General features: G+C 61.3%; 9 protein-coding genes and 1 tRNA gene. 3 read left to right on the top strand and 7 right to left on the bottom strand.

Translation table 11 applies throughout. The features are described from left to right. Both AXF13_RS09380 and AXF13_RS09375 read left to right on the top strand, forming a co-directional pair. Window positions 1-1,122 carry an aldo/keto reductase gene (locus AXF13_RS09380; protein WP_223299895.1) on the top strand — a complete coding sequence of 374 codons (1,122 nt, stop codon included), beginning with the start codon at window positions 1-3 and terminating at the stop codon, window positions 1,120-1,122. 21 nt (window positions 1,123-1,143) lie between these two features. Further along, the gene (locus tag AXF13_RS09375; RefSeq protein ID WP_062254807.1) at window positions 1,144-2,976 is read left to right on the top strand and encodes an ATP-binding cassette domain-containing protein; all 1,833 of its coding nucleotides are present in this window, start codon (window positions 1,144-1,146) and stop codon (window positions 2,974-2,976) included. An 85-nt stretch (window positions 2,977-3,061) separates the two neighbouring features. On the opposite strand, the gene AXF13_RS09370 is transcribed toward AXF13_RS09375, so the two are convergent. The 4 genes from AXF13_RS09370 to AXF13_RS09355 are packed head-to-tail and all read right to left on the bottom strand — an operon-like array spanning window position 3,062 to window position 8,617. Then, window positions 3,062-4,444: an aminopeptidase gene (locus AXF13_RS09370; protein ID WP_062252850.1), complete on the bottom strand. Its 1,383-nt coding sequence runs from the start codon at window positions 4,442-4,444 to the stop codon at window positions 3,062-3,064. Window positions 4,445-4,446: 2 nt separating this feature from the next. Next, window positions 4,447-5,877, bottom strand: a complete 1,431-nt coding sequence (selA, locus tag AXF13_RS09365) for an L-seryl-tRNA(Sec) selenium transferase (RefSeq protein ID WP_062252848.1) — start codon at window positions 5,875-5,877, stop codon at window positions 4,447-4,449. Next, window positions 5,874-7,160, bottom strand: coding sequence for a bifunctional folylpolyglutamate synthase/dihydrofolate synthase (locus AXF13_RS09360; RefSeq protein ID WP_062252846.1), 1,287 nt, complete (start codon window positions 7,158-7,160; stop codon window positions 5,874-5,876). Before AXF13_RS09360 ends, selA begins: the two co-directional genes overlap by 4 nt. Before the next feature lie 32 nt (window positions 7,161-7,192). Continuing rightward, entirely contained in the window at window positions 7,193-8,617 is a 1,425-nt protein-coding gene (locus AXF13_RS09355) for an amino acid permease (protein ID WP_223299894.1), read from the bottom strand. Window positions 8,618-8,774: 157 nt separating this feature from the next. Between AXF13_RS09355 and AXF13_RS09350 the strand changes: the two genes are divergently transcribed. After that, window positions 8,775-8,851: transfer RNA gene (locus tag AXF13_RS09350), tRNA-Arg, on the top strand. A gap of 168 nt (window positions 8,852-9,019) precedes the next feature. Here the strand turns inward: AXF13_RS09350 and AXF13_RS09345 are convergent. From AXF13_RS09345 to AXF13_RS09340, 3 genes are all read right to left on the bottom strand, one after another. After that, window positions 9,020-9,745 (bottom strand): Mom family adenine methylcarbamoylation protein, encoded by a 726-nt coding sequence (locus tag AXF13_RS09345; protein ID WP_223299893.1) that lies wholly within the window; start codon window positions 9,743-9,745, stop codon window positions 9,020-9,022. Continuing rightward, entirely contained in the window at window positions 9,706-9,840 is a 135-nt protein-coding gene (locus AXF13_RS17455) for a hypothetical protein (RefSeq protein ID WP_417926387.1), read from the bottom strand. The genes AXF13_RS09345 and AXF13_RS17455 overlap by 40 nt, the downstream gene beginning before the upstream one ends. 250 nt (window positions 9,841-10,090) lie before the next feature. Further along, window positions 10,091-11,149 (bottom strand): tyrosine-type recombinase/integrase, encoded by a 1,059-nt coding sequence (locus AXF13_RS09340; protein ID WP_062252844.1) that lies wholly within the window; start codon window positions 11,147-11,149, stop codon window positions 10,091-10,093. Between the last annotated feature and the right edge of the window lie 29 nt (window positions 11,150-11,178).

Here is an 11,178-nt window from a genome sequence, read left to right as displayed (position 1 = left end):
ATGGAGAAAAGATATATTGCCCGATTTGACATTGACGTCTCTCTGCTCGGCTTCGGAGCCATGCGTCTACCCTTACTGCCCGGAAGCGCGTCCGCCATTGATCAGGTCCTTACCGAAGCCATGGTTGATCGTGCCTTGGCTGAAGGCGTGAATTATTTTGACACGGCATTCACTTATCACAAGGGGATCAGTGAGTTGCTTCTGGGCAGAATTTTGAATAAGCATCCTCGCGAGAGCTATTTTTTGGCGGACAAGCTGCCCTTATGGACGCTGAAATCGCGAGATGAAGCGGAGCATATGTTCAAATCGCAGCTCAAGAAGTGCCGCGTGAACTATTTCGATTTCTATCTGTTGCACGGATTGAATGCCTCTTTGTACGCGAGGGCGGAGCAACTCGGCATCTATGCTTGGCTGCGTGAGAAAAAAGAACAGGGGCTGGTGCGGCATATAGGTTTTTCCTTCCATGATTCCCCTGAGGTCTTTCGGCAGATTCTGGATGAGCATACCTGGAACTTTGCCCAAATTCAGCTTAACTACGTTGACTGGGAAGCGTGTAACGCCAAATGGCTTTATGCGTTGTTGGAAGAGCGCGGCTTGCCTGCCGTCATCATGGAGCCTGTGCGCGGCGGTTCGCTGGCTAATTTACCCGCTGAAGCCGACACTCTGCTCAAGGCCGCGTCCGGGGCCAGCCCGGCCTCATGGGCCATTCGTTACGCGGCCTCACTGCCCAACGTCATGGTGGTACTCAGCGGTATGAGCGCCATGGCGCATGTGGAAGACAATCTTGCGACCATGAAACGCTTTCGTCCCTTGTCGGATGATGAGCGAGCCATTTTGCAAAAGGTGGCAGCTATCTATCGCGCCTCAGGCGACATCCCTTGCACCGGTTGCGGCTATTGCTCGCCCTGTCCGCATGGGGTAGACATCCCGGGCGTGTTTGCCGCCTATAATCATCGTAAGCGCGGCGATTTCGCTCTTGTGTATCGCGCCATTCCTCCCACCTCACAGGCGACGGCCTGCGAGTGTTGCGGCCATTGTCTCAAGCATTGTCCGCAGCATATTGACATCCCGGCCAGGCTGCATGACGTGGTAGGCTTTATTGACGGAAAACACCCAGCCTGATTGATCGGATTAACGAGGATCATGTTGCCATCGCTTTTTTCAAAATTCTTTGCCGACTTTGTGCGGATATTCAAGGCGTTGCCGAAATGCCTGCAACGCGCCATACGACGCGTGTTTGCCTGTGTGGTGCTGCAGGCCGTACTGGAAATCGGCTCCATTGCCGCTATCTCCTTTCTTGCTGTCAGCATCACGGCGCCGGAACGGATACTCTCTCACCCTGTCGCCGCGCGCCTTTTGAGCCACTTCCCCCAGCTACAAGGGCTTACTGCGGATCCGCGCCAGTTCGCCCTGCTTATCGCGGCGCTGGCGGCGGGTCTGATTGCAGCCAAAAATGCCATTTCAGCTTTCGTTAACTACAAAACTAACCAATTGGGCGAACGCATCTCCCTGTTTGCCGGTGAAACAGTTTTTCAGCATTTTTTATATAGCCCCTATATTCAGCACCTGGCAGGTGACAGCGGCGCCATGTTTCAGGCTTTGTCGTGGCGTGATCAACTGGGGCGCATGGTTATACATCTCATGTCGGTATACAGTTACGCCGCAATTGCGCTTGCAATGGCATTGGCTCTTGTTGTTGCCACGCCAGGTATCATTCTTTTGGTTATGGCCGTTATAATCGGTCTTGCCGTAGCTATATACAGACGTCTCAGAGGATCGATGGATCACGCAGGATTGGAGGCCGCCGAATGGGCACGGGAACAAAACAAGGTGACCATGAACGCCATGCACGGCGTACGCGAAATGCTCATATATCGTCAGCAAGACGTCTTTTTCAAAAATTTTGAAAAGTCCTGTAAAGAAGGCATACCATACAGAACTTTTTTGAGTATTGCTCCTTCCGCGCCGACATGGATACTGGAAACAGCCGGTTTTCTGTCTATTGTTGTGACGCTCTGGATTATGCTGACCTTTTTAGACAGTTCCATGGTGCATATCACAGCTGTGCTGACCATGATCATGCTGATAGCCTGGCGCGTGCTGCCATTGCTCAACCGCTCCCTTGGCGCTTTGGTGGTTGTACGCGGAACACGCCATGCCGCTCTCGACTGCCTGGACAAAGTGGAAGAAGCTCTGCAGCATCCTGTGTCCTCATTGCCGGACCCTTCTCCTACCTTCGTATTGCGACGCAGCATCTCGTTTGAGCATGTTTTTTTCCGTTATCCCACGGCTGAGGCTGATTGTCTGAGTAACATTTCGTTCTCCATTACATGCGGAAGTAAAGTCGGCATTATCGGCCAGTCCGGTGCGGGAAAAAGTTCCATTGCTTCCATTCTGAGTGGATTGATCGAGCCAACAGAGGGGGAAATGCTTGTGGACGGCAGGACTATGTCGCCTGCCGATCGGGCCGCTTACTGTGCACGTGTAGGCTATGTCCCGCAGAATCCCTACATTCTTCCGGGAACATTGGCGGAAAACGTGGCCTTCAGCCAATGGGGCAAGCCGTGGGATGAAGAGAAGGTTCTGCGAGCCTGCCGCATGGCCGAACTGGATATCGTGGAGCAGCGTGGCATCAACTTCACTTTGGGACAAGGCGGCGGCGGCCTGTCTGGAGGACAGGCGCAACGACTGTCCATTGCCCGCGCCTTGTACGCGGAACCGTCTGTGCTCATTCTTGATGAAGCTACAAGTGCACTGGATGGCGGCGTGGAATCCGCCATTATGAATACCATTTTTTCTCTTCCCCAGAGCATTACAACCATTACCATCGCGCATAGACTGACAACAGTGGAGCGGTGCGACACCTTGATCTGGATTGACGGGGGAAAGGTACAACGTATCGGATCACCGAAAAAAATTCTTGTGGACTATAAGCAATCTCTGGAGCAACGGGCCTTATTGCAGCATGAATTATAAATTGGGTGATGCGGTGTATTGAGTAAAAAACCGGCCACCCGCCGTATGACGGGTGGCCGGTTCAACAACCTGGGCCGGAAAAGACTCAGGCTTCCAGAAAGGTCCTGTAGGCTTCCAACGTGGCGTAGAGATCCGCGCAACTGGCCAGTTCAAAGGGACTGTGCATGGAGAGCACGGCCGGGCCCAGGTCGATGACCCGCATGCCGTAAGCCGCCAGAAAGAGGGCCACTGTGCCGCCGCCCCCCAGATCCACCTTGCCCAGTTCGGCGGTCTGCCAGGGAATGCCTTTGGCATTATACAGGCCGCGCAGTTCGCCGAAAAATTCGGCGTCCGCCTCGCTGGCTCCGTATTTGCCGCGCGAACCCGTGAACTTGGAGAAGCAGGGGCCGTAGCCCAGCTGGGCCGCGTTCTGCTTTTCGTGAACTTCCTGAAAATCCGGGTCCAGAGCGGCCTGCACGTCGGCGGAAAGGGCCCGGCTGTGCAGCAGCACGTGCGAGGCGGGCGTGCCCGGAGCCCAGGCCCGGGCCAGGTCTTCCACGCAGTACTGGAAAAAGCGCGAGGCCGCGCCCGTGGCGCCGTCCGAGCCGATTTCCTCTTTGTCCCAGAAGATCACGGCCATGTTCCGCGCGCCGTTTTCGGCCGACAGCAGGGCTTCCAGGGCCGTGAACACGCAGATGCGGTCGTCCTGCCCGTAACCGCCCACCAGGGCCTTGTCAAAGCCCACAAAGCGCGCCGGTCCGGCGGGCACGGCCTGGAGTTCGGCGGTGATCAGGTCTTCTTCATTGATGCCGTATTTTTTGTGCAGAATCTCCAGCAGCTGTTCCTTGACCGGTTCCTTGGGCGCGTCCTTGTCCTTTCCCTTTTTCACGGTCTTGGGGCTGTGGGCCAGGATGATGTTCAGCTTTTCGGCCTCAAAGGCCTCGCTGATGGTCTGGCTGCTCTGTTTCTGGGCCAGATGCGGCAGCAGGTCCGCGATGCAGAACACCGGCTCGCCCGGCTTTTCTCCGATGCTCACCGCAAGGCTTTCGCCGTTTTCGCGAATGACCACCCCATGCAGGGCCAGGGGCCGCGCCAGCCACTGATACTTGCGGATGCCGCCGTAATAGTGGGTCTTGGCCTGGGCCACGCCGGGCTGCTCAATGAGCGGGCGCTGCTTGAAGTCCAGACGCGGGGTGTCCGCGTGGGCCGCGATGAGCGCCAGGCCTTCTTCCAGGGGTTCGGAGCCGCGCCGGGCCGCGAACAGGGCCTTGCCGCGCAGGGGACGCAGCACGCGCTCCTTGCTGAAATCCTCGCTGTAACCGGCCTGGCTGAGGCGCTCGCGCGCATAATCCACGGTTTCGCGCTCGGTCTTGCAGCGGGTCAGAAAGTCGATGTAACGGGCGGCCAGGGCTTCCATGCTTTTGCGCTGTTTGGCATCGGCGTAGGTTTCCCAGGCGCTTTGCGGTTTGTAGGCAAGTGTTTTTTCCATGATTATATTCCTTGTCGGTTATGATTGCTTTCCGCCGCCTGTAGCGCCATGCGCAGTGCGCGCAGCAGCAGAGGGTATTCCTTGTTTTCCAGGGTGCGCGGGTCCAGGCAGAAGTGGTCGTCCTCCAAACGGCCCAGCAGGGGCGGGTCGGTAGCCAGCAGGGCGTTTTTCAGGGCCGTGGCGCTGATCCGCGCGGGTTTGAGGCCGACCAGGCTGGTGGGCAGGTCGTATTGGGGAAAGGCCCCGCCGCCCACGCGCGAGACATCCGGGCGCACGCTTACGGTGCAGTCCCCGCCCAAGGCTTTGCGCAGGCGGACGGCCAGGGCGCGGGCGCGCCTGGCCAGTTCTTCGGGCCGCAGGCAGATGCGGCGCAGGGTGGGGATGCGCTCGCGGGCCTTGTCCGGGTCCAGATAGAGGCGCAGGGTGGCTTCCAGGGCGGCCAGGCAGAGCTTGTCGCAGCGCAGGGCGCGGGTCAGGGGATTGCTCTTGAGCCTGTCCACCAGCTCTTTGCGCCCGGCGATGATTCCGGCCTGGGGGCCGCCCAGCACCTTGTCTCCGGAAAAAGTCACCAGGTCCGCGCCGCCCGCCAGCACCGAGGGCACGGTGGGCTCGTTGGGCAGGCCGTAGGGCGAAAAATCCATGAAGCTGCCGCTGCCCAGATCCTCAAACAGCGGCAGGCCGCGTTCGCGCGCCAGAGCCGCCAGCTCCGGCAGGGGCACGGAGGACTGGAAGCCCACGATGCGGTAATTGGACGTATGCACGCGCAGCAGGGCGCGGGTGTTTTCGTTGATGGCCGCCGCATAGTCGCGCAGATGGGTGCGGTTGGTGGCCCCCACCTCGCGCAGATGCGCGCCGCTTTTTTCCATGACCTCCGGAATACGGAAGCTGCCGCCGATCTCCACCAGCTCGCCGCGCGAGACGATCACCTCGCCGCCCTTGCAGAAGCCGTCCAGCATCAGCAGCACGGCGGCGGCGTTGTTGTTGACCACCAGCACGGCCTCGGCCCCGCTCAGGCGGCAGATCAGATTCTCCACCAGTTCGTAGCGGCTGCCGCGCCCGCCGGTGCGCAGGTTGAGCTCCAGATTGCAGTAGCCGTCGGCGGCCAGGGCCACGGCCTGCCGCGCCTCCTCGGCCAGCACGGAGCGCCCCAGATTGGTATGCACCACCACGCCTGTGGCGTTGAGCACGGGCCTGAGCCGGGGCCGCAGCCCGGCGCGGACGTACGCCAGCAAGGCGGGCAGTTGGGCCTCCAGGTTCAATTGGGCGGCCTCACGGCAGCGTCCGGCGCGAATGTCCTCCCGCCGGGCGTCCCAGAACTGTGTGACCAGTTCGCGCAGCAGAGCGCGCGGAGCCGCTTCCAGATTTTGATCGGCAACAATCAGGGCGTCCAGACAGAGATCCGTGGCCGGGATGGCGCGAAAAAGCTCGTTCATGGCAGGGCCTTTGGCGGTACGGCCGCCAGCAAATGTGGAAAGAGCGCGAAAAATTCGGCCAGCAGGTAGAGAGAGCCGGTCAGCAGCACCGGCCGCTCAGGGCCTGCGCCTTCAAGACGGCGCGCGGCTGCCAGTGCGTCGGGCAGGGCGCGCGGGCCTTCAAAAACCGTGGCCGTGGCCGGGGGCAGGCCATCGCAGGCCCTGGCCACCTCGCGCGGGTCGGCGGCGCGCGGATTATCCAGGGCCGGGATGACCAGCGGGGCCTCTCCCAGCCAATGCTTGAGCATCAGGGCCGAGGTGCGCCAGTCCTTGTCCCCCAGGCAGGAAAAAACAGCCCCGGCGGGCCGGATGTCCGCCGCATCCAGCGCCCACAGCAGAGCGCGCATGCCGTGGGGATTGTGCGCGCCGTCCAGCAGCATTGGCGGGTAGTCCTTTGTGCCGGGCACGGATTGGAGGCGGCCCGGTAGAAAGGCATGGGCCAGACCGTGCGCCTGCGCCGCGGTGTTGTCGGCATTTTTGCCCAGCAGCGGGGCCAGATGCCGCCAGGCCGCGAGGGCCAGCCCGGCGTTGACCAGCTGGTGCGGTCCGGCCAGCCCAAGGCCGGGCGCGGAAGCGGCGGGCAGGGGCGCGGCCTGGAACAGCATGGCCTTGTGGGCGCGTGCGGCTTCTTCAAGGCAACGCGCCGCCTCGGGAAATTGCGGGGCTGTGCAGACCGGGGCCGGGCCACGCACGGCAGCGGCCTTGTCCGTTGCGATGGCCGTGAGAGTGGGCCCCAGCACGTCCCTGTGATCCAGGGCTATGGGCGCGTAGCAAAGCAGGTCGGCGGGCACGGCGGTGGTGGCGTCGTGCCGTCCCCCCAGGCCCGCTTCCAGCACGGCTACGTCCACCTTTTCCTCCCGGAAGAGCAGCAAGGCCAGAACCGTGAGAAATTCAAAATAGGTCAGGTCCGGAGCCGCGGCCATGATCTCGTTGGCGTGCGCGGTCCAGCTTTCGGCGGGCCAGGTACGTCCGTCCACGCGGATGCGTTCCTCGGGCGAGACAAAGTGCGGCGAAGTGTACAGACCGGTTTTGCAGCCGTGGGCCATGCAGAGCGAGGCCAGAAAGGCCGCTGTGGAACCCTTGCCGTTGGTGCCCAGAATCTGGACCACCGTGAAGGGGGGCCGGGTCAGATCCAGGGCCCCTAGAGCGCGGTGCATGCGGTTCAGGCTCAGATCCATATGGAAGAGGCCCAGGCCGTCAAGATGGGCCAGCACTTCCCGGACATTTTGAAATGACGTGCGCATGGCCGTCACATTACCTGAAAGCGGCCCGTCTGTCAGCGGGGCCGGGCCTCGGCGTCCCGCGCAGCATCCCGGCGCTTTTCGCGCGCTTTTTTCAGCCGGAAGCCCGTATACAACACACCCAGCCAGAGGGGCAGCAGCAGGACCGCCGGGCGGGTGTCGTCCAGTTGGGTCATCAGTGCCAGCACCAGCGCCAGGAAGGCCAGACAGGCATAATTCAGCCAGGGGCAGCCCGGCGCGCGGAACCCGCCGTCGCCGCTGGAGGCGCGCGCGTCGCGGATGCGGCGGAAGCGGAGGTGGGTGAGGGCGATCATGCCCCAGGTCAGCAGGGCGGCGGCAGTGGCGATGGAGACCACATAGAGAAAGACCTTGCCGGGGAAAAGCCAGTTGAGCAGCACAATGACTGCCGTGCAGAGCGAGGAAAACAGCGTGCCCCGATAGGGCGCGCCGTGGCGGTTGAGTTTGGCGAAAAAGGCCGGGGCGTTGCCCTGCAGGGCCAGACTGTAGAGCATGCGCGCATTGCTGTAAGCGCCGCTGTTGTACACTGACACGGCGGCGGACAGCACCACAAGGTTGAGAATTCCGGCCGCCGCCGGAATGCCCAGGCCGGAAAAGATCAGCACAAAGGGACTGCCGTCCATGCCCACCTTGTTCCAGGGATAGATGATCATCATGACCGCCAGCGCGCCGATGTAGAACAGCAGAATGCGGCGCAGCACCAGACGAATGGCTTTGGGCAGGCTTTTCTTCGGATTGTCGGCCTCCCCGGCGGTGACCGCGATGAGTTCCGTGCCGCCGAAGGAAAACATGACCAGCACCAGGGAGAGCAGCATGCCCCATATGCCGTGCGGGAAAAAACCGCCGTGCCGCCAGAGATTGGCAAAGCCCGGCGCGTCCGCTCCACCGGGGCCCCGGTCCGCGTTCAGCACGATCAGCGCCACGCCCAGGCCGATCATGCCGAGAACCGCCGCCACCTTGATCAGAGCGAACCAGAATTCCAGCTCGCCATAGAGTTTTACCTGAATCAGGTTGACGGCGGTAACCCCGGCCAGCACCAGAAAGGCCGCGAGCCACTGCGGGAAATCCGGCAGCCAGTAGTTGACGTAGATGCCCACTACCGAGAGCTCGGTCATGCTCACGGCCACATAGAGAAACCAGTAATTCCAGCCGGAGAGGAAGCCGGGGAATTCGCCCCAATACGTGTAGGCGAAGTGGCTGAATGCGCCGCTCACGGGTTCGGCCACGGCCATTTCGCCCATCATGCGCATGATCAGCCAGATCACGGCTCCGCCCAGCAGATAGGCCAGCAGCACGGACGGCCCGGCCAGGGAGATGGAGGCGGCGGAACCGTAGAACAGGCCGGTGCCGATGGCCCCGCCCAGCGCGATCATCTGGATATGCCGGTTTTTCAGCCCGCGTTGCAGTTTCCGGCCGGACTCCCGCTTCTGATCCTGCTCCACGCCGCCCTCCTTGCCGTCAAGCGCTGTTTTATGGCCTAACGTGCCGGGACTGTACAGACAATCGGCGCGTGGAACAAGCCGCGCCCGCGTCTTGACGCGGCGGACCGCCGCCCCTATAGTGGGCCCGAAAACAACGGCATGGCCGTTGTTTTGTCCTGCGCTCATAGCTCAGATGGATAGAGCAGGAGCCTTCTAAGCTCTTGGTCGGGGGTTCGATTCCTCCTGGGCGCGCCAAGTTATCACAGCAGGTTACATCTATTTCGGATGTATCCTGCTTTTTCTTTTGGTGCCCATCTGGTGCCCGCTGTGAATAAGGGGGCGGCGCGGTTGGCACTGATTCGCGCGCAAAATGGCACACAACATAAAAGTAAAAAGGCGAGGTCGATCCTCGCCTTTTTACTTTTACGCTTCGTTCGGTTTGGGATACGCCAGTATTGGCAGGCGTAGGCGGCGTTGCCAGTCCGTTTTGAGAAAGCGCACATAGCGAAATTGTCGCAATATGCGCGCTGTTGCCCGGTGGATGTGGGCTTGCAAGTACAAGCCGCGCCGGACATCTTTCCGCCTTGCCATCATCTCGTGGTATATCTCTCCATCCAGTTCGTAAAAAGTGGTTTTATGGCAGCCGACATAAAGGAAGCTGCACGCCTGATAGACCACGCCCAAGCCTTTGCAGCGCTCGTCTGCGAAGCTCTGTACCCAAGCCACGGAAGGACAAGCCCGTTTGATATATTTGAGTGCATAGCTAATGGCCTGACTCTCGCTGTTACGGGGGGCCTCGTCATCCAGCCACATACGATTAAGCTCCAGATATTCTCCTTGTACGGTTCCATTTACAATAGCACCAGCCCGTGCGGGCTGTAATGCATACCCCCATTGCAGCACCCCTTCCAGAGCTCCTTCGCGGAAGATGCCTAAGTGTAGGTAGCTATTATTGACGACGCGATGGCTGTAGTGGTGCGTGGTGATGATAGATCGCGCGTCACGGCACGGGATTTGCGCCACATAAAAGGCAGCGCGGCCAAAGCCTTGAGGACCGGTGGCCCCCAAGATGTAATCAGGATGGTTACCGTCAGGCGGCAGATAAGCGCTCAGAATTGGGGGATGATAAGGTTTACGGGGGGTGGACACTGTGCCTCCATGGAGGAGGCGCTATGGCCCGCGAGGTTGGGGCTCGTGGCCCGCAAGATGACATAGATTTTACAATGGCGGCAGTACAGCTCCATAAACACAGCCGTGCCGCGCGCCAGCAGCCGATGACAACGGGGACATTTGATGTCCGGCAAATCCTCTCTTTGCATGTCGTGTAATAATGTTGCGCCCCGTGCAACAGCCTGCTAGCGTGTTTGCGCCCTTTGCCAAGGGTAAACAGCAGGCGGTTACTCCGCACGATGGGTGGTCCGTCGTGTGGGGCCGTGGTCCGGCTTCCCCAGCCGGGCCGGTGGGGGCACCCCAATGCCCCCGCCTCTGCCGAAACTATTCCAGCCCCAGCGACGGGGCCGCATTTACCGCCTTGCGGCGCTGTTTGGCGCTGGTATGGCGGTAAAATCTCACAATCATCTTTTCATTGGCGTGGCCCATAACCTCGGCCACGCATTTAAGGTCCGCATCATGATCCAGAGCCCGGCTGGCGAAAGCGTGGCGCAGATCATAGGGCCGGATGCGCCGCTCAATGCCCGCCCGGCGCAGGGTATTATGCCAAGCTCGGCTGATACTGCGCACGGGGCGTCCTCTGTAGTGGATGACCCATGGACAGCCCAGGGCCGCGTCTTCCGCTTCCCAGCGCCGCAGCAGGCGCAGAACATCCTGCCGTAACGGCACCTCGCGGGCCTCGGCCCGTGCTCCCTTGGCGGCATTGGGCATGCGCAGCGCGGCTCCACGCGTGTCGATATCCGTCCAGCGGAGCCGAAAAAGCTCACTGGGGCCGATACGCGCGCCGGTGGCCATGCCCAGGGCGATCACCCGCTGCACATGCGGCGCGGCCGTCGCATAAAGCATCCGAGCTTCACGGGCCGTGGGCGGGTCCGGTGTCTGCGGCGCGGGGCTGGCCAGTTGCAGGCCCGCCAGTGGATTGGTGGGCAGCAAGCCCCAGCGGGCCGCCCAGTGATAGGCGGCCCGGACGATGCCCATGCGGCGGCAGGCTGTGCTTTTGCTCACGCCGCGCTGTTGTTGCAGCGCGAGAAACGCCCCCACGTCCTCTAAAGTCAGACAGTGGGCCTTGCGCTGGCCGTAGATGTCCGCAAACAACCGCAGATGGTACGCGCTGGCGGCCCTGGTGGACGGATTGCCCAGACTGTCCAGATACCGGTCCAGAACTTCGGCTATCGTGAGACTCGCCGGACGGCCCTGGGCTCTCCGCCGTCGCACGGCCTTGATGATGGCCCGCTCCCGCTCATAGAGCGATGCCTGGGCATCCTCAAAGGCGCGGGCCTCGGCCTCGACAGCAAAAGCCCGCTGGCGAGGCCTGCCGCTCCACGGCTCGCGGTATTTGACCACCCAGGGCTTGCGTTTGTACTTCAGGCACACAACAGGCATAACAACCTCCTTTTGTGTGCCTTATCGGT

Origin of the sequence: Desulfovibrio fairfieldensis (assembly GCF_001553605.1) — a bacterium.
GTDB lineage: Bacteria > Desulfobacterota > Desulfovibrionia > Desulfovibrionales > Desulfovibrionaceae > Desulfovibrio > Desulfovibrio fairfieldensis.
Note: the sequence above shows the minus strand (reverse complement) of the source record. Positions and strands in the feature narration are given on the sequence as shown.

Bases quoted from the DNA above. Each gene is read 5' to 3' on its own strand.
- selA (WP_062252848.1), bottom strand. From the start codon at position 5,877: ATGAACGAGCTTTTTCGCGCCATCCCGGCCACGGATCTCTGTCTGGAC.
- AXF13_RS09340 (WP_062252844.1), bottom strand. From the start codon at position 11,149: ATGCCTGTTGTGTGCCTGAAGTACAAACGCAAGCCCTGGGTGGTCAAA.
- AXF13_RS17455 (WP_417926387.1), bottom strand. From the start codon at position 9,840: ATGGAGCTGTACTGCCGCCATTGTAAAATCTATGTCATCTTGCGGGCC.
- AXF13_RS09360 (WP_062252846.1), bottom strand. From the start codon at position 7,160: ATGCGCACGTCATTTCAAAATGTCCGGGAAGTGCTGGCCCATCTTGAC.
- AXF13_RS09380 (WP_223299895.1), top strand. From the start codon at position 1: ATGGAGAAAAGATATATTGCCCGATTTGACATTGACGTCTCTCTGCTC.
- AXF13_RS09370 (WP_062252850.1), bottom strand. From the start codon at position 4,444: ATGGAAAAAACACTTGCCTACAAACCGCAAAGCGCCTGGGAAACCTAC.
- AXF13_RS09375 (WP_062254807.1), top strand. From the start codon at position 1,144: ATGTTGCCATCGCTTTTTTCAAAATTCTTTGCCGACTTTGTGCGGATA.